This window comes from uncultured Sphingomonas sp. (genome assembly GCF_964243315.1).
Taxonomy (GTDB): Bacteria; Pseudomonadota; Alphaproteobacteria; order Sphingomonadales; family Sphingomonadaceae; genus Sphingomonas.
This window is the reverse complement of record NZ_CAXTEM010000058.1, coordinates 1-18,331: the sequence shown is the minus strand read 5'-3', so window position 1 is coordinate 18,331 and position 18,331 is coordinate 1. Positions and strand designations below refer to the sequence as shown.

The 18,331-nt window shown below is 66.6% G+C and carries 16 protein-coding genes, 1 tRNA gene and 1 pseudogene; 6 read left to right on the top strand and 12 right to left on the bottom strand.

Annotated features, from left to right (window positions below):
• Together ACFE77_RS13625 and rpiA are read right to left on the bottom strand one after the other, a co-directional pair.
• Positions 1-898 (bottom strand): annotated as a pseudogene (locus ACFE77_RS13625) (transketolase); the annotation flags it as partial.
• Between the two features lie 67 nt (positions 899-965).
• Complete coding sequence (rpiA, locus tag ACFE77_RS13620) at positions 966-1,643, bottom strand: ribose-5-phosphate isomerase RpiA (protein WP_375422189.1); 678 nt, start codon at positions 1,641-1,643, stop codon at positions 966-968.
• 283 nt (positions 1,644-1,926) lie between these two features.
• On the opposite strand from rpiA, the gene ACFE77_RS13615 reads away from it, so the two are divergent.
• Genes ACFE77_RS13615 through ACFE77_RS13605 form a run of 3 tightly spaced genes read left to right on the top strand, consistent with a single transcriptional unit; the run spans position 1,927 to position 7,998 of the window.
• Complete coding sequence (locus ACFE77_RS13615) at positions 1,927-3,120, top strand: efflux RND transporter periplasmic adaptor subunit (protein ID WP_375422190.1); 1,194 nt, start codon at positions 1,927-1,929, stop codon at positions 3,118-3,120.
• Between the two features lie 7 nt (positions 3,121-3,127).
• Positions 3,128-6,385, top strand: a complete 3,258-nt coding sequence (locus ACFE77_RS13610) for a multidrug efflux RND transporter permease subunit (protein ID WP_375422188.1) — start codon at positions 3,128-3,130, stop codon at positions 6,383-6,385.
• Entirely contained in the window at positions 6,382-7,998 is a 1,617-nt protein-coding gene (locus ACFE77_RS13605; RefSeq protein ID WP_375422187.1) for an efflux transporter outer membrane subunit, read from the top strand. The genes ACFE77_RS13610 and ACFE77_RS13605 overlap by 4 nt, the downstream gene beginning before the upstream one ends.
• A 48-nt stretch (positions 7,999-8,046) precedes the next feature.
• Here ACFE77_RS13605 and ACFE77_RS13600 read toward each other — a convergent pair whose 3' ends face one another.
• The 8 genes from ACFE77_RS13600 to cpdR form a co-directional block, all read right to left on the bottom strand.
• Entirely contained in the window at positions 8,047-8,460 is a 414-nt protein-coding gene (locus ACFE77_RS13600; protein WP_375422186.1) for a holin family protein, read from the bottom strand.
• Between the two features lie 47 nt (positions 8,461-8,507).
• Complete coding sequence (locus ACFE77_RS13595) at positions 8,508-9,047, bottom strand: glycoside hydrolase family 108 protein (protein WP_375422185.1); 540 nt, start codon at positions 9,045-9,047, stop codon at positions 8,508-8,510.
• An 81-nt stretch (positions 9,048-9,128) separates the two neighbouring features.
• Entirely contained in the window at positions 9,129-10,016 is an 888-nt protein-coding gene (locus ACFE77_RS13590) for a DMT family transporter (RefSeq protein ID WP_375422184.1), read from the bottom strand.
• A gap of 260 nt (positions 10,017-10,276) precedes the next feature.
• Positions 10,277-11,266, bottom strand: a complete 990-nt coding sequence (locus ACFE77_RS13585) for a cell wall hydrolase (RefSeq protein WP_375422183.1) — start codon at positions 11,264-11,266, stop codon at positions 10,277-10,279.
• A 36-nt stretch (positions 11,267-11,302) separates the two neighbouring features.
• On the bottom strand, positions 11,303-11,668 hold the full coding sequence (locus ACFE77_RS13580) for a response regulator (RefSeq protein ID WP_375422182.1): 366 nt from the start codon (positions 11,666-11,668) through the stop codon (positions 11,303-11,305).
• 333 nt (positions 11,669-12,001) lie between these two features.
• Positions 12,002-12,535 carry a MucR family transcriptional regulator gene (locus ACFE77_RS13575; protein ID WP_375422181.1) on the bottom strand — a complete coding sequence of 178 codons (534 nt, stop codon included), beginning with the start codon at positions 12,533-12,535 and terminating at the stop codon, positions 12,002-12,004.
• 245 nt (positions 12,536-12,780) lie between these two features.
• Positions 12,781-12,855, bottom strand: a tRNA-Val gene (locus ACFE77_RS13570).
• Positions 12,856-12,901: 46 nt separating this feature from the next.
• Positions 12,902-13,279, bottom strand: a complete 378-nt coding sequence (cpdR, locus tag ACFE77_RS13565) for a cell cycle two-component system response regulator CpdR (RefSeq protein WP_375422180.1) — start codon at positions 13,277-13,279, stop codon at positions 12,902-12,904.
• A gap of 95 nt (positions 13,280-13,374) precedes the next feature.
• Between cpdR and ACFE77_RS13560 the strand changes: the two genes are divergently transcribed.
• Entirely contained in the window at positions 13,375-14,211 is an 837-nt protein-coding gene (locus ACFE77_RS13560; protein ID WP_375422179.1) for an N-formylglutamate amidohydrolase, read from the top strand.
• A 210-nt stretch (positions 14,212-14,421) separates the two neighbouring features.
• Here ACFE77_RS13560 and ACFE77_RS13555 read toward each other — a convergent pair whose 3' ends face one another.
• Positions 14,422-15,192 carry a SapC family protein gene (locus ACFE77_RS13555; RefSeq protein ID WP_375422178.1) on the bottom strand — a complete coding sequence of 257 codons (771 nt, stop codon included), beginning with the start codon at positions 15,190-15,192 and terminating at the stop codon, positions 14,422-14,424.
• Positions 15,193-15,248: 56 nt separating this feature from the next.
• Entirely contained in the window at positions 15,249-16,718 is a 1,470-nt protein-coding gene (locus ACFE77_RS13550) for an FAD-binding oxidoreductase (protein ID WP_375422177.1), read from the bottom strand.
• Between the two features lie 39 nt (positions 16,719-16,757).
• Here ACFE77_RS13550 and ACFE77_RS13545 point away from each other — a divergent pair, with 39 nt between their 5' ends.
• Together ACFE77_RS13545 and ACFE77_RS13540 are read left to right on the top strand one after the other, a co-directional pair.
• Complete coding sequence (locus ACFE77_RS13545; protein ID WP_375422176.1) at positions 16,758-17,237, top strand: hypothetical protein; 480 nt, start codon at positions 16,758-16,760, stop codon at positions 17,235-17,237.
• A gap of 97 nt (positions 17,238-17,334) precedes the next feature.
• Positions 17,335-18,331 (top strand): DEAD/DEAH box helicase (locus ACFE77_RS13540; protein ID WP_375422175.1); only part of this gene is annotated, 997 nt, incomplete at its 3' end.

The following is an 18,331-nucleotide window of genomic DNA, read 5'->3' as shown; positions in this document are numbered from 1 at the left end:
TGTCCTCGCCCAGCGGCTCGCCATGCGCCTTCTCGCTGCCCGCCTTGGGGCTGCCATAGCCGATCACCGAATGAACGACGATGAAGGTCGGCCGGTCCTCGGTCGCCTTGAAGGTCGCGAAGGCCTTCGCGAGCGCATCGACGTCGTTGGCGTCGTCGATATGGATGACGTTCCAGCCATAGGCCTGGAAGCGCAGACCGACATCCTCGTCGAACGCCAGATCGGTCGCGCCCTCGATCGAAATATGGTTGCTGTCGTAGATCCAGCAAAGGTTGGACAGCTTCAGATGCCCGGCGAGGCTCGCCGCCTCCGCCGAAACACCCTCCATCATGTCGCCGTCGCCGCACAGCGCATAGACGTCGTGGTCGAACAGCGGGAAGCCGTCCTTGTTGTAGCGCGCCGCGAGCCAGCGCTCCGCGATCGCCATGCCGACCGAATTGCCGCAACCCTGGCCGAGCGGCCCGGTGGTGGTCTCCACGCCCGTGGTGTGCCGATACTCGGGATGACCCGGGGTCCGCGACGACAGCTGCCGGAACTGCTCGATATCCTCGAGGCTGATCGCCTCCTTGCCGGTCTTGTTACCCTCGGCATCGATCTCCTCGATGCCCGCGAGGTGGATCAGCGAATAGAGCAACATCGATGCGTGACCGACCGACAGCACGAAGCGGTCGCGGTTGGGCCAGTCGGCATGCGCGGGATCGTAGCGCAGGAACTGAGTCCACAGTGTGTAGCCAACGGGGGCCAGCGCCATCGGCGTGCCGGGGTGACCCGAATTCGCCTTCTGCACCGCGTCCATCGACAGCGTGCGGATCGTATCGATCGCCAGCCGACCCGGCGAACCGTCCTCGTGCAGCTGCGAATCCGCCGAAGCGGCGGGGACGGTTTGTGTGTCTGACATGAAAAGCCTCGTTCTAGACGATGACCGAACGCCGCGCGCACGATCCGGTTGCCAAGTTTGCATGCTCTTACCCCGAAGGCGCGGAGCGTTCCAGTCGCGTAACGACGCCGCGGCATGCGATATAGGCCGCATCCACTTCGTCCAGGAACAATCCATGGCCGAGAACGCCCGGGATCGAGTCGAGCCGTTGCGCCACCGCCCGCGGATCGTCGAGGTCGTAGCGGACGTCGGCAATCCAGTTGCCGTTGTCGGTCCGGTAGGGCTCGCCGTCGTCCGTCAAGCGCAGGACGGGCGCGCCGCCAAGCGTCGCCAGTATGGACGCGCACGCGAACGGCAGGATCTCCACGGGCACCGGGACAGCGCCCAGCGCCGCGACATGCTTGGACCCGTCGGCGATCACGACCATCCGCCGCGACGCCGCCGCCACCGTCTTCTCCCGCAGCATCGCGCCGCCGGCACCCTTGATCGCGCGGCAGTGGTCGTCGATCTCGTCGGCGCCATCGATCGTCAGGTCGACCCGCTCGACCCCGGCAAAGTCCAGAATCTCGATCCCGAGCGCGCGCGCCTGCCGCTCGCTCGCTTCCGACGTTGCGACCGCGCGTACCGCCAAGCCTTCCCGGACCCGCCGTCCGAGCGCATCGATCGCGAACCGCGCGGTCGATCCGGTGCCGAGCCCGACCAGCATCCCCGGCGCGATCTCCGCCACCGCCGCCTCCGCTGCGACTCTCTTGTCGTCGTCCTGCATGCGAAACCGCTAGGCTCGATCGAATGTCGGCGAAAGGGCGCATCGCATCGATCGTCGTGGCCAGCGCGACCATGCCATCCCTTGTTACAATTTCGTACAATTGCGCGCTTGATGGTCGCCGTGTCTCCGCGCAAATGGCAAGCATCGGCAGCCATGCAACTCGGTGGCCGCTCACGCATTTGGCACCCGACCGGTCGTTCGCCCGGTCATGGCGAACGGATCGTACGCATTGACGACAATCGGCAAGACCTGGCGGCATCTCGGTGCCGGAACCACGCTGGCGATGCTTGCGCTGGCAGTTTCCGCGTGCGGCAAGGGCGACGGCGCCGAACAAAAGGGGGGCGGCCGTAGCGCGCCCGGGCAGGGCACGCCCGAAGTCGGCTTCGTTACGCTGACGCCGACCAGCGTCGCGATCACTACCGAGCTCGCCGGGCGGACCAGCGCATTCGAAAGCTCCGACGTGCGCCCGCAGGTGTCGGGGATCATCCGCCGCCGCCTGTTCACCGAAGGCACGCTCGTCCGCCGCGGCCAGACGCTCTACGAGATCGATCCGCGGCTGTACCGCGCCGCCGCCAACGAGGCGCGCGCGAACCTGCAAAGCGCGCTAGCCAATGCCGAAGCGACCGGCGTCCTCGCCGAACGCTACCGCCCGCTCGCCGCGGCCGAAGCGATCAGCAAGCAGGAATACACCAACGCGATCGCCTCGTCGCGGCAGGCGACCGCATCGGTCGCGCAGACCCGCGCCGCGCTGGAAACTGCGCGAATCAACCTCAAGTTCACCACCGTCCCCGCGCCGATCACCGGGCGGATCGGCCGTTCGCTGTTCACCGTCGGCGCGCTGGTGTCTGCCAGCCAGACCGATCCGCTCGCGCAGATCCAGCGGCTGGACCCGATGTTCGTCGACATCCAGCAATCCTCTGCCGACCTGCTCGCGTTGCGCCGCTCGCTCGCCACCGACGGCGTGGTCCCGACCAGGGCGGTGGTTCGGCTGAAGCTCGAAGACGCCAGCGACTACGGCCAGACCGGCACAGTCGAATTCGCGGAGACCGTGGTCGACACCAACACCGGCACGGTTACGCTGCGCGCGCGCTTTCCCAACCCGCAGGGCTTGTTGCTGCCCGGCATGTTCGTCCGCGCGACCTTCGCGCAGGCGATCAACAACCGCGCCTTCCTCGTCCCGCAACAGGCGGTGGCGCGGGATCCGAAGGGGACGGCGACGGTGATGGTCGTCGGCCCGAGCAACAAGGTCCAGCAAAAGACGGTTAAGGCGGATCGCACGCAGGGAGCGTTCTGGGTCGTGACCGGGGGCCTCGACGAGCGCGACCGGGTGATCACCCAGGGTCTCGCCAAGCTGCTGCCGGGGCAGACCGTCAAGCCGGTTCCCGCCAACACGCCGCAGCGCATCCAGGCACCTAAGGGCGACGGCAAGGACGGCAGCAAATCGGGGCAAAGCGGCGCCCAGGCAAAGGGCGGCTGACGCCCTCATGTTATCCCGCATCTTCATCGATCGGCCCATCTTCGCATGGGTGCTCGCGATCATCGTCATGCTCGGCGGCGTCGGCGCGATCCTCGGCTTGCCGATCGCGCAATATCCCGACGTCGCCCCGCCCCAGGTCACCGTCCGAGCCTCCTTCCCCGGCGCGAACGCCCAGACCATCCAGAACAGCGTCACCCAGGTCGTCGAACAATCGCTGACCGGGATCGACGGGCTGCTGTATTTCCAGTCGTCGTCGAGCTCGCGTGGGCAGGTGACGATCACCGCCACCTTCGACAAGGGCGTCGATCCCGACATCGCGCAGGTCCAGGTCCAGAACCAGGTCCAGCAATCGATCGCGCGCTTGCCGCAACAGGTGCAGCAGCAGGGCCTCGTCGTCCGCAAGTCGAACCCCGACTTCCTGATGATCGTCGGCGTCTATGACTCCACCGACAAGCTGACCAACCAGGACGTGTCGGACTATCTCGTTTCGAACCTCCAGGATCCGCTGGGCCGCATCGAGGGTGTCGGCGACACCAATGTGTTCGGCTCGCAATATGCGATGCGGATCTGGCTCGATCCCGCGAAGCTCGCGCGCGTCCAGCTGATGCCGAGCGACATCATCGCCGCGATCCAGGCACAGAATGCCGAAGTCGCGGCGGGCGAGATCGGCGGCCAGCCCTCGTCGCGCGAGCAGATGCTCAACGCAACGGTGACCGCGCAGAGCCGGCTGCAGACCGCCGCGCAATTCGCCGAGATCATCGTCAAGACCCAGAACAGCGGCGCCACCGTCAAGCTGCGCGACGTCGCGCGCATCGAGCTCGGCGCCGAGAGTTATGCCGCCACCAGCCGCGTCAACCGCCACCCTGGCGCGGGCATCGCGGTGCTGCTGTCACCGGGCGCCGATGCGCTGAAGACCGCCGAACTAGTCAAGTCGTTCGTCGATCAACAGGCCAAGTCGTTCCCCGCCGGGCTGCAATATGCCTACGCCAACGACTCGACCGACTTCATCAAGCTGTCGATCGACGACGTGGTGAAGACGCTGATCGAGGCGATCATCCTCGTCGTCATCGTCATGTTCGTGTTCCTGCAAAGCTGGCGCGCCACGCTGATCCCGACGATCGCGGTGCCGGTGGTGCTGCTCGGCACCTTCGGGGTGTTCTATCTCGCCGGATTCTCGATCAACACGATGACGTTGTTCGGGCTCGTGCTCGCCATCGGCCTGCTGGTCGACGATGCGATCGTCGTTGTCGAGAACGTCGAACGGTTGATGGAGGAGGATCCCGAGCTGTCGCCGCGCGACGCGACGATCCGATCGATGGACGAGATCAGCGTCGCGCTCGTTGCGATCGCGTTGGTGCTGTCCGCGGTGTTCCTGCCGATGGCGTTCTTCGGTGGTTCGACCGGCGTGATCTATCGCCAGTTCTCGATAACGATTGTCTCGGCGATGATCCTGTCGGTGCTGGTGGCGCTGATCCTGTCGCCAGCGCTCACCGCGACGCTGCTGAAGCGAAAGAAGGATCAGGGCGATGGCGGCTGGTTCAAGCGTCGTTTCCCGAGTGTCGCCAACTTCTTCGCCCGCGCATCGACCAAGTTCAACACGACCTTCGACAAGGGCATCGAACGCTATTCGAACGGCGTGAAGACGGTGATCAACCGCAAATGGCTGTTCCTGCTGATCTACGCCGGTACCCTCGCGCTTCTAGCGGTGCTGTTCCTGCGCTTGCCTACCGGCTTCCTGCCCACCGAGGACCAGGGCACCGCGCTCGTCCAGTTCCAGCTTCCCGCCGGCGCCACCCAGGCGCGCACCACCGCGGTACAGCGCGAGGTCGAGCAGTATTTCTACACGCAGGAATCTGCCAACACGAAGACGATGTTCACCGTCGCCGGCGGCGGTGGCGGCGGAACTAGCGGTCAGAACACCGGACAGGGCTTCATTGCGCTAGCGCCGTGGGAAGATCGCAAGGGCAAGGAAAACAACGCCGACGCGATCGTCGCGCGGGCCGGCGCGGCGTTCCGCGGCGAACGCGATGCGCAGGTGTTCGCGCTGGTGCCCCCGGCGATCCGCGGTCTCGGCCAGTCCAACGGCTTCACCATGCAGCTCCAGAACAGCAGCGGCATGAGCCAGACCGAGTTTGCCGCCGCGCGCGAGAAGCTGCTCGCCGCGGCGCGGGCGGACCCTGCGCTCGCGTCGATCCGGTTGACCGAATTGCCGGACGTCGCGACCCTGCAGGTCAATGTCGACCAGCAGAAGCTCAGCGCGCTCGGACTCAGCCAGACGACGGTGAACAGCACGTTGTCGACCGCCTGGGGCGGCCAGTACGTCAACGACTTCGTCGACCGCGGCCGCGTCAAGCGCGTCTATGTCCAGGGCGATGCGCCGTACCGCTCGTCGCCGTCCGACCTGTCGCAATGGTTCGTTCGTGGCTCGACCGGTGCGATGGCGCCGTTCTCCGCCTTCGCGCAGACCAGCTGGTCGCAAGCACCGACGACGCTGTCGCGCTTCAACGGCATTCCGTCCTACGAGTTCTCGGGCTCCGGCGCGCCCGGCACGAGTTCGGGCGAGGCGATGGAGAAGATCGCGGCGCTGGCGGGCAAGATCCCCGGCACCACCGTGGCGTGGTCCGGCCTGTCGTTCCAGGAGCGGCTGTCGTCGGGCCAGGCGCCGATCCTCTACGGGCTGTCCCTGCTCGTCGTGTTCCTGTGCCTTGCCGCGCTTTACGAAAGCTGGTCGATCCCGGTCGCGGTGCTGCTCGTCATCCCGCTCGGGCTGGTCGGCGCCGTGCTGGCCGTCACGCTGCGCGGGTTGATCAACGACGTGTATCTCCAGATCGGCCTGCTGACGACGATGGGGCTCGCCGCGAAGAACGCGATCCTCATGATCGAGTTCGCCGAACAGGCCGAGCGATCGGGTGCGCGGGTGATCGATGCAGCGCTCGAAGCGGCGCGCATACGGTTGCGGCCGATCCTGATGACCTCGTTCGCGTTCATCTTCGGCGTGTTGCCGCTGGCGATCTCGACCGGCGCCGGTGCGAACAGCCGCATTGCGATCGGCACCGCGGTGATCGGCGGGATGTTGACCGCTACGCTGCTCGCGATCTTCTACATCCCGTTCTTCTTCGTGCTGGTCCGTCGCGGCGTGCGCGACGGCATCGCCAAGATTCGCGGCCGTGCGACGGGTCACCAGGGCAAGCACGGCGAGGGCGGCGAGGATCAACCGCCCGCGCCGCCGATGCCGCCCGCCAACCCCGCGCCGGAGCCAGCATGATGCGCCGCGCCTTCCCCCTGATGCTCACCGCGACGCTGCTCGCCGGATGTTCGCTGGCGCCCAAATATGTCCGCCCCGAATTGCCGGTGCCGACCTCCTGGCCGGTCGGCGACGCCTATCTGCGCCAGTCCGAGGCAGCGCTGCCCGCGATCACCTATCGCGACGTGTTCCGCGATGCGCGCTTGCAGCGGATCGTGGAGCAGGCGCTCGCCAATAATCGCGACCTGCGCATCGCCGCCGCGAACATCGCCGCAGCGCGCGCGCAATACCGCATCCAGCGCGCCGACCTCCTCCCGCAGATCGACGGCAACGCACGCTACAGCTACTCGGGCGGCGGCAACGGCAGCACCACGACGACCGGCACCGCGGTCGGTGGCGGCACAGGCACCGGTGGAACGGGCACCGGCACGGGTGGAACCGGGACTGGCGGCACGGGCACTGGAACAGGCACCGGCGGCACCGGGACCGGGACTGGGGGCACCGGGACGGGGACCGGCGGCACCGTCATCTCCTCGGGCGGCCGCGGCAGCTCCTTCTCGGTCAACCTCGGCGTCACCGCGTTCGAGCTCGACCTGTTCGGCCGCATTCGTTCTCTTACCGGTGCCGCGCTCGACCGCTATTTCGGCACCGAGGCCGCAGCCCGCGCGACCCGATTGACCCTCGTCGGCGACATTGCCGACGCCTGGCTGACCTACGCCGCCGACGCCAGCCTGCTCAAGATCGCGCAGGACACCGCCACCAGCGCAGCGCAGAGCGTCAGGCTGACCCGTCAGCGGCTCGAAGGCGGCATCGCGCCGCGCACCGATCTCCGCCAGGCCGAACAGGTGCTGGAGACCGCCAATGCCGATCTCGCGCTCCAGCGCACCGCGCTCGCGCAGGACGTCAACGCGCTCCAGCTGCTGGTCGGCGCGCCGGTCGATCCCGCGCTGCTCGCCGGCTCGATCGACGAGGCGCAGGCCAGCGTCGCCGCGCTACCCGCCGGTCTGGACAGCGGCGTGCTGCTGCGTCGCCCCGACGTCGTCCAAGCCGAATATGAGTTGCGCGCGGCCAATGCCGAGATCGGCGCCGCCCGCGCCGCACTGTTTCCCCGCATTTCGTTGACCGGGCTGGTCGGCTTCGCGAGCAACGCGCTCACCTCGTTGTTCAGCGGCGGTGCGTTCAACTATTCGGTCACGCCGCAGGTCAGCGTGCCGATCTTCCAAGGGGGCGCCGGCGTCGGCGGCGTCGAATTTACCAGGGCGCAGCGCGATGCGGCGCTCGCGAGCTACGAACGAGCGATCCAGATCGCCTTCCGCGAGACCGCGGACGCGCTCGCCCGCCAGGGCACCTTCGCGGAGCAGCTTCGCGCCAACACCGCCTTCCGTGCCGCCGCCCTCGACACGCTTAACTTGACGACGTTGCGCTATCGCGGCGGGATCGACACCTTCCTGACCAGCCTCGACGCGCAGCGCGCCTATTACACCGCGCAGCGCAATCTGGTGCAGACCCAGCTGATCGGCGCGAGCAACGCGGTGACGCTGTACCGCGTGCTCGGCGCCGATTCGCTGCTGGAGGTCGCACCGAATGGCCCGCAGCCGGTGACAGCCGCCGGAACCCCGCGGCCGGACCGGTAACAGGCGCCCTCCACCCGATCCGCAAGCAGCGGTTCGGATTTGCCGACCCTACCGCTCGACGCCCTTTGCCTTCCCCCAGCTTCGCGCGACAGTGTAACCCAAGTAACCGGTGCCGAAGAGCGCGTAGAGCGGTTCGGGGATGCCGTTCAGATAGGCGTTCATGCCCGCGGCGATCGCTTGTGCGGTCTGGGGACGGATCGCCGCGATCAGTCCCATCGGAATCGCCCAGAGTAGCAGTACATACATCACGTACAGGAAGCTGGGACGCGCGCGGCTGGTCCAGGGATCGGCGGACTGCGCCTCGGCCAGGATTGCGGCCATCTGCGCCTTGGCGCGTTCGAGCTCGTGCGCGCCATCGAGCTTCAGCAGTTCGAGCTTGGCCGCGTCGCGGGCGCGGGGATCGGGAATCACCTTGTCGATTATGCTCGCAATCGGGCCGATGATGCCGTCGAAGATGCTCATGATCGATGTCCTTCTGTTGCCGAATGTTGAGAAAGTTGAGACACGATTTAGCCGATCCGGTTCGCGAGCCAGCCATAGAGGAAGGCTTCGTTGGCCGGGCGGCGTTCGGTGATCGCGAGGTAGCGTTCGCCCTGGAGCACCTCGATCGCCTTCACCAGCACGGCCTCCCCCGCCTCGCCCCGGCGCGCGAGGAAGGCGTCGAGCGCGGCCAGCGTGCGGGCACCGATGCGCCCGTCCGTCGCGATATCGGGGTAGTCGCCGGCGCCCCGGTTGAGTGCGTTGAGCGCTCGCTGAAGAAAGCCGGTAGCGACGACGATGCCGAGGTTGATGCCCGAATCGAACAGTTCTGCGGCTAAAGCGGGGGCGCGTTCGGCCACGCGGTCGAACCCCGGCACCTGCCAATAGTCGGCACGGTAGATCGCGGCGGCGACACTGCGCGGCAGGGCGCGCATCTCGCCATCATAGCCGCGCGTGCGCGCGACGGCTTCGGTGATCCCCCAGCGGGTCGGACCGCCGCGATCGGCGGGATGATCGCTATAATCGCCTTCGCGGGCGATCACCGCGTCGATCAGGGTATCGATGTCCATCGTCGGAGCTCCTCGTCGGGAGCAGTCATGAAACCAGATGGGTTTGTTGTAGGAAAGCGGCTTCTTCGGCCGCGATGCCCGTCAGGGACGTTCGCGGACCAGCAGCAGTGGCGCGACCTGGTTGCGCCGCACCACGATGATCAGCACGCCGAGGAGCGCCAGCGCGCTGCCGACGATCAATCGTGCATCCAGCTTGTCGCCGGTGATCATGACGCCGAACCCGATCGTCGACAGCGGCGTCATCAGCGTCAATGGGGCGAGCAGGTTCGCCTCGTAACGGTCGATCAGCATGTAATAGCAGGTGTGCGCGAACACCGAGACGACCAGCGCCGCGAACAGCATCGCCGCGACGAACGGCCAGCCGGCGGCGATCGCGCTCGGCCACTGGTTGTGCTCGGTCAGCGCGGAGGCGATCGACAGCGGCAGGAACGACATCAGGCCGACCCAGGCCTGGAAACGCAGCGGCGCGACATTGTCCATCTGCTTCATCAGGATCGCGCCCGCCGACCCGGCGAACGCCGCGGCGACGATGAACCAGAGCCCCATCGACAAGGACAGCCCGGCAGGATCGTAGACCACGATCAACACGCCGCAGAGCGTCAGCGCGATGCCGAGGCCGCGCCGCCAATGGATCTTCTCGCCCAGGACCAGGACCGACAGCAGCGTCGTGAACGGCACGCCGACTTGGCTGACCACCGCGGCGGCGGAGGGCGATGCGGTCTGCAGACCGATGAACAACAATCCGAAACTGCCGCCGCCCATCAGCAGCCCGACCGCCCCGATCCGCCATAACGGCCGCGGCGCGGGGAGCAGCCAGGGCAGCGTCACGACGACGACGATCGCGAAGCGCACCGCGGCGTAGAAGAGTGGCGGCACCGCCCAGGGGCCGACCACCAGCTTGCTGACGACGTTGCTGAAGCCCCAGGTAAGGCAGATGAGCACGAGAAGCGCGAAATCACGGCTGCGCATGCGATCCCCTTCCCGGCTGCGACCCGCACCCGGTAGCGCGGTTGGCGGCGGAAATCGATCGGGGGTGAATCGACCTGATCTCAATTCCACCATTCGTGCTGAGTAGAGACCGAGTAGCTCCCGCTAGTCAGCGTATCGACGGCTCGTATCGAAGCACAAGTTTCACGCGCTTACCTGTCCTTCGATTCGGGCTCTAGATACGCCGCTACGCGGCTACTCGATCCCTACTCGAGACGAACGGAATAGGGTGGCTGTCCTAGTTAGATCGCGCCGCCCTCACCCTCGGCATCGTCCTGCCCGGAATCATAGTCGGCATCATCGCCTCCGTCGGGTCCCTCGACGCCGCGGTGGACGCGGACTCCCGATGTCAGCATCCGCTGGCCCCTGGTCGCCGCGATCGACGCCGCAGAGGCAGTCCCGCGGTGAACGGTAACCGGGCCGCCGTCGTCCCCGCCCGCATAATGAACGGTCACGCCGCTACCGCCTCCGGCATACGTGCCCGCGCCGATATCACCTCCTTGGCCGCCCACCCGGACGCTCGGCTCGACGCCGGCATAGCTTTGCCGAAACGACAGAGCGCGTTCCATTGCGTTGCGCCAGCGGTAGAAGACGTGCGCGCCGACGGTGCCGATCCGGGTCAGGCTGGGCGCCCACCAGGGCAGCATGTAACTCGCATGGTAAGACGTCGCCGCCCCGACCGGCGCATAGACCGCGCCCCCCAGCGCGGCGGCCGCCACCTCTCGCGCGCGCTCCCATGATCCTTCGTCGCGCCGCCGGTACAACGATCCGTCGCAGCTGAAGCTGAACTGGCAGCCGGTACGCCGAGTCGATCCCTGGTAGACCACGCCGCAGACGCTGCGCGGAAAGGCACGGTCGCGAACCCGGTTGAGAACGACCTGTGCGACCGCACGCTGCCCGTCGAGTGCCTCGGATCGCGCCTCGTAATAGACCGCCGCGGTGAGGCATTCGAGCGCGCGCCCGGCGTCGTCCGGCGACTGCACCCTGGCGTCGAACGCGGGTGCGCCGTCGTGGCTCACGAAGGCGCGATCGTCCGCTGGCAGCGGCTGATCGGCGACGTCGGTCGGCACCGCCAGCGCCATGCCGCGCAGCAGATCGTCGGTGGTGGTCACCGGCAGGTTCACCATCGTCGCGGGTCGGCCGACATTGCCGGGCACGCACGACGCACCGACGAGCAGCGTCGGGACGCCGATCAGCAGACGCAGTTCCAGGCGGATCGGGAGCAGCCTCATCCCGCTCCCGCCTAGCGACGAGGCGTTGTGCTTTGGTTAACTACCGAGGCGCCGGACGGTGTCGAGCAGGTCGGTGCGGCGGGTATCCTTGTTCAGGAAGGTATCCGCACCCGCGGCTATGCACGCCTCCTGGTCCTCGCGCGAGTTGAGCACCGTCAGCGCAACCACGGGGATGTGCCGCGTGTCCTCGCGCGACTTCAGCATGCGGATGACGTCCTTGCCGTCGATGTGCGGCAGGCGGATGTCCGCGATGATCAGATCGGGTCGAACGTTGACCGCTTCGGTATGTGCCATCCGCTCGTCGGCGACGACATGGACGACATGGCCGTCCATCTGGAGCCAGATCGTGAACAATTTTCGATGCAACGCGGTGTCTTCGATCAGCATTATCAGCTTGGACATACTGGATCCGCTCTCCACGCGCCGATGATCTGCACGGACGGCTCGAGGCCAACCCAGACACTTGCGCGGGTCTGGTACACGCCGGGTGAGTCATGGAACAGATGGATTTCGTGAGGATCGGTACAAATATCGGGCGGACGCGGGTGCCATCGACATTGATCCACGCCGCGGCCGCATCCTCGATATCCGCACGAGCACTTCGGCGGCGCGAAGACATGACGGTCAGAGGGCGTGTGGGGCGTTCAATCTTCGAAGTCGCGCGACAATGACGGCGCTCGCGACTTCTGCAGCTTGGGCGAAGACGGACGCCTGCCCGTCTTCGCCCCGGTCTCGTCAGCCGAGATGCTCGGTCGCAGCCTGCTTGGCCTCGGCGGCAGTCTTGCGCACCTTGCGACCCGCGGCCTTCGCCGGCGCGGCGGCCGCGTCGGTGGCGTCGGTCACGGCCTTCTTCACGGTCTGACCAGCCTTGCGGCCCAGGCCGATCCGCTTGGCCATTTCCGACCGCGACGCCGCGTAGGACGGCGCTACCATCGGGTAATCCGCCTTCAGGCCATAGCGCTCGCGATATTCGGCGGGGGTCAAGCCGTTGGTCGAAAGATGCCGCTTTAGCGTGCGATACGGCTTGCCGTCGATCAGCGAGATGATGTGATCGGGCGACGCCAGTGACTTCCGCGCCGTGGTGGCAGGCGTATATTCGGTCGGGGCAGCTTCGGCATCCGCGGACGGTGCAGAGAGGCGGTTCAGCGCGCTATGCATCTGCTGCAAGAATGCCGGCACGTCGTCGGCATTGGTCCGGGTATTATGATTGGACAACCACGCGACGGTCAACTCAGTCGCAAGCTCGACCGTCTTATTTGCTTCGATCAATTTCAGGGTCCTTCAAGGTTGAACTTCGTAATGCTCCGCTAGTTGGCGCTCCCACGCCTCAATGCAACCGTTTGGTCATCAAAAATTATCGAAGTGACCGAACTTGGGACTTACCTGGATTAGATCATCGATAGCTTGGCCGATGCGCGGATCTAAGCGATCGTGTCCAGCTTGGCGGCTTGCCGCACGATCTGCTGCTGGAACAAAAAAGGCCCGCCGATCCGGAGATCGGCGAGCCTTTTGTCTGGTGGGCGTGGCAAGGATTGAACTTGCGACCCCTGCGATGTCAACACAGTGCTCTACCACTGAGCTACACGCCCACGAGGAGGGTGCCTCTAGCCGCGGGTTGGCCGCGACGCAAGCGGTTCAGTTGAGGCCGGTGGCGCTATCGACTTCGAATAGCCGATCGACCTCCAGCACGAGGTCGCGAAGGTGGAACGGCTTGGACAGGACGCGCGCGTGCGGAACCTCGCGCCCGGCCTTCAGGGTCACCGCCGCGAAGCCGGTGATGAACATGACGCGCAGGCCCGACACCATCTCGCCGGCGCGCTGGGCGAGTTCGATGCCGTCCATCTCCGGCATCACGATGTCGGTCAGCAGAAGATCGAAGCGCTCGGTCTCGAGCAACGGGATTGCCGCGGTGCCGCGGTCGACCGCGGTGACCGCATAGCCGGCGCGTTCCAGCGCGCGCGTGAGATACTCGCGCATGACCTGGTCGTCCTCGGCCAGCAATATTCGGATCATCGCACACGTCCCTCGTTGCGGTTCCGATTATGCCGGAAGCGGTTAAGAATTCCAGAGCGTTGCGATGATCGGAGCCGAGGCTTAACGTCGCGGCGATGACGGGTTCGTTCGATCGGCTGGGTCCAGCGGCGCCGGCAAGCCCGGTGGTGATATCGGTGCCGCATGCCGGGCGCGATTACCCGCTGGCGCTGCGTGCGGCGCTGCGGGTGCCGTTGACCAGCCTGTTGCCGCTCGAGGACCGTCACGTCGATCGCGTCGCGCTAGAGGCACGGACCGGCGAGATCATGCTCGTCCAGCGGCTGCCGCGGGCGTGGATCGACCTCAATCGCGGCGAGGACGAGCGCGATCCGCGAGTCGACGAGGGCGCACCGGCCGCGCTGCCACCGCAGCAGAGCGCGAAGCTGCGAAGCGGGCTGGGGCTGGTGCCGCGGCGCGCGAGCGGGGCGGGCGAGATCTGGCGCCGGCGCTTTCCGGCTGACGACATCGCCGCGCGGATCGCGCGGGATCACCGGCCCTATCATGACGCATTGAGCGACATCCTGGCCGCGACCCGCGCCGCGTTCGGGATCGCCGTGCTGGTCGACCTGCATTCGATGCCGCCGATCGATGGCGCGCAGGTCGTGATCGGTGATCGCTTCGGCCGATCCTGCGGTGCACGGTTCGTCGCGCGGGTCGAGGCGGAGTGCGCCGCCCTCGACATCGGCTCCGCGGTCAACACGCCTTATGCCGGCGGCCACATCCTCGATCGCCAAGGGGCGCCCGATCGCGGCATCCATGCGGTGCAGATAGAACTCGACCGCGCGCTGTACCTCGACCGGCGGTTAGACGCGCCCGGACTGGGGTTCGCGCGGAGCGTGGCACTGGTCCGGCGGATCCTCGCGGCGGTCGAGGACGAAGCCCTCGCCTATCCGATGACCGCGGCGGCCGAATAAAAAAACCACCCCGTGCGGAGCACGAGGTGGCCAAGGTTCAGGGAGGAGACACACCCGGAGGTGTGTCATACGGGCCCGAGAAAGGGGGGACACGAGCGCCGTACAGGAGTAAAATAGGTGAACCGCGATTTGGTTCAACCCCCGATGAAAAAGCGTAAGATTTTTTTACGCTTTTGGTTTCTGGGCGATCTCGGGGACGCCCGCCGCCGCTCAGTTCAGCGTCGGGAGCTGCGGCTGCGGCGATTTTCCCTGCTGGACCTGGCGAGCGAAGATGTCGCGCATCAGGGTCAGCGAGAACAGATGCGCGTAGAGCAGCGGGAGCATGCCCGACTTTGTCATCTTGCGCAGCTGATCGCCGCGGAGATCGACGAGCTTTTCTTCGTTGATCATCTGAAAACCGCGGAACACGAACGGCTGCTCGGCGCCGTCTGGCTGGATCGAGACCTCGCCGTCCATCAACAGGCCGGACTCGCGCAGCTCGTTCATGAAGTTCTGGGTGCGCGCGCCCGCCTGTTCGAAGCTCTCGGCGAAGCCCAGGATGTTCTTGGTGATATCGCTCGGCTGACCGTTGTCGAACAGCGGCTCGCCATCCGGAAACGCGCCGATCGTCTCGGACGTCGGATCGAAGCAGAGCGACAGCTCGTCGGCATCGGGACGCAGCCGCGCGAGCATGTAGGGATAGCGGCGGACATAGGCGGGCACGTAGAAGTTGTTGTCGATCAGCTTGCCGTCGTCGCCCATGAACACGTTGACGCCTTCGTTCAGGCCCATCAGCGCGAGCGGGATCGCGTCGTCACCGACAGAGAAGACGATCGGCATGAAACGCTGCACCAGCGCGAATTCGTCGACCGTGATCGGCACCGCATGCTGGCCGATAAGGAACGGCGCGGTATCCTGCGGGCGGACGCGCCAGTCGCCGTGCGTCTCGCTCGAAAGCGGCTCGAGCCCGTTGTAGAAAAGCGGAAGCGGCGCGCTGGCCATGGGGACTCTCCAGTCGAAAAAGGATAGCGGGTCGCGCCGCCGATTGGCGCGAGGCTTTATGGGCCGGGGCGTGCCGACGCAAGCGCGACGAGCTTGCCCGGATTGAGGATGCCGAGCGGATCCATCGCCGCCTTTACCGCGCGGAGCGCGGTCAGGCGCGCAGGCGAGGCGAGCCGTTCGAGCTCGTCTAGCTTCATCTGTCCAATGCCGTGTTCGGCCGCGATCGTTCCGCCCGCCGCGGTGACGAGATCGTCGACGAAGCGAGTGACGACCGGGACATTCTCGGCATACCAGCGCGCGGGATCGGTGCCGGCCGCGGCGCGCACGTGGAAATGGATGTTGCCGTCGCCGAGATGCCCGAAGCCCGACGCATGGGTGCCGGGAAAGCGCGCGTCGCACGCCGCGGCGGCGTCGATCATGAACGCAGGCATGGCATCGACCGGCACCGCGATATCGTGCTGCGACGCCGGCCCGGTGGCGCGTTCGGCGTCGGAGATGGAATCGCGCAATTGCCAGAACGCGTCGATCTGCGTCGCGCTCGCCGCCAGCGTGGCGTCGCCGATCAGTTCGGCGTCGATCGCGTCGGCAAGTAACGTCTCGAGAACGGCGTCGCCGCGCGGATCGGTGCTCTCGATCAGCAGGTGCCACGCATGCTCGCTCGCGAGCGGCGCGCGCGCGCCGGGCAGATAGGCGAGCACCGCTGCGAGCGACTCTCGCGGCAATATCTCGAAGCTCTCGATTCCGTCGCTCGCCGCTTGGCAGCGGCGGAGCAGCCGCAGCGCCTTGGCCGGCGAATCTGTGCCCGCCCAGGCCACGCTGCGGGTCCGCGCGGCGGGCACCAGCCGCAACGCCGCCGCGGTGACGATCGCGAGCGTTCCTTCCGCTCCGACCAGCAGCTGATCGAGGTTCCAGCCGCGATTGTCCTTCTTGAGCGCGGCGAGCCCGTCATGGATCGAACCGTCGGCGAGCACCGCCTCCACCCCGGCAACCAGCGCCCGCATCGATCCGAACCGCAGCACCTGCGTGCCCCCGGCATTGGTCGACACCAGCCCGCCGATCGTCGCGTTGCCGCGTGCGCCGAGCGTCAGCGGAAAGCGCCGATCGACCGCCAGCGCCGCCGTGTGAAGATCGGCGAGGATCACGCCGGCCTCCACCACCGCCAGTCCGGCATCCGCATCGACGCTGCGGATGCGGTTCAGTCGCCGCAGCGACAGCAGCAACGCGGAGCCGTCCGCGGGGGGCGTCGCGCCGCCGACCATCGAGCTGTTGCCGCCCTGGGGCACCAGCGCGACGCGGTGCGCGGCCGCGGCGGCAACGATCGTCGCGACCTCGGCGGTCGAAGCGGGCGCGAGCAGCACGGGCGCGTGACCATGATAGCGGCGGCGCCAGTCGGTCTCCCACGGCGCGATCATGTCGCGATCGGTGACCACCGACTTGGCGTCGAGCTGCGAAGCCAGTGCATCCAGCATCGCGGCTTGCGCAGAGGACAGCGGAACCGTCATCGTCGCCGGATAGGCCGAGTTCATCCGCCGTTCAACGATCGGCCCTAGGATTTGACGGACACCATGATCCAATCCGTGCTCCCCGCCACGCTGCTCGCGCTCGCCGTTCCTGCGGCCAACGTCGTCGATGGCGCGGCGTTCGCGCCGGACGGCGTGCAATATGCTCAGGTGACGATACGGCAGCGGATCATCATCCGGGTGCCGCGCGTGCCGATGCCCGGCCCAGGACAGATGCGGCGCACGTCGTCGGCAATGCCGGTGCCGATCCGGTGGAAAGAAAAGAAGGGGCCGAAATGTGTGGCCGGCAGCGAGCTGGCGGGCGCGATGATCGTCCGTCCGCGTACCGTCGACGTCGCGCTGACCACGGGCAAGCGAATCCGCGCGCTCCTCGACGATGATTGCCAGCCGCTCGATTTCTATTCTGGATTTTACATCCGGCCGGGTAGCGACGGCATGATCTGCGCGGATCGCGACGTCATCCGCGTGCGATCGGGGGCGACCTGCGCGATTGATTCGTTCAAGACGCTGGTTGCCGCCAAATAGCGCCGCCCGCGCTGATTTCTTGACTTTCGCGACCAAATCCGCGAGCGCCGACGGGTTTGCTGGCGCGTCTTGCGCGCGCATCTATCCGGAAACATGCATGAGCTTTGCCGATCTCGGCCTTTCAGACGAACTCCTGAAGACGGTGACCGACGCCGGTTACACCGATCCGACCCCTATTCAGGCGAGCGCGATCCCCTCCGTGCTGATGATGCGCGACATCATCGGTATTGCCCAGACGGGCACCGGCAAGACCGCCAGCTTCGTGCTGCCGATGATCGACATCCTCGCCCAGGGCCGCAGCCGTGCGCGGATGCCGCGATCGCTGATCCTCGAGCCGACGCGCGAACTCGCCGCGCAGGTCGCGGAGAATTTTGAGAAATACGGCAAGAACCACAAGCTATCGATGGCGTTGCTGATCGGCGGCGTGTCGATGGGCGACCAGCTCGCCGCACTCGAAAAGGGCGTCGACGTCCTGATCGCGACGCCGGGGCGGCTGATGGACCTGTTCGGCCGTGGCAAGATCCTGCTCACCGGCTGTTCGATGCTGGTGATCGACGAGGCGGACCGGATGCTCGACATGGGTTTCATCCCCGACATCGAGGAAATCTGCACCAAGCTGCCCAAGACCCGGCAGACGCTGTTGTTCTCCGCGACGATGCCGCCGCCGATCAAGAAGCTGGCGGACAAGTTCCTCGCCAACCCCAAGATGATCGAGGTGTCGCGCCCGGCGTCGACCAACCTCAACATCAAGCAATATCTGGTGCCGGTGCCGTCGCAATCGGCCAAGCGCGAGCGGCTCCGCCGATTGCTCGACCAGGAGGAGGTGACCAATGCGATCATCTTCTGCAATCGCAAGACGACGGTGCGCGAACTCAACAAGGTGCTGCGTCAGGCCGGCCGCAAATCGGGCGAGATCCATGGCGACATGGAACAGCCGCAGCGGCTCGCCGAACTGGAACTGTTCAAGACTGGCGTGGTGAACGTGCTGGTCGCGTCGGACGTCGCGGCGCGCGGGCTCGACATCAAGGGCGTGAGCACGGTGTTCAACTATGACGCGCCGTGGCACCCCGACGATTACGTCCACCGCATCGGCC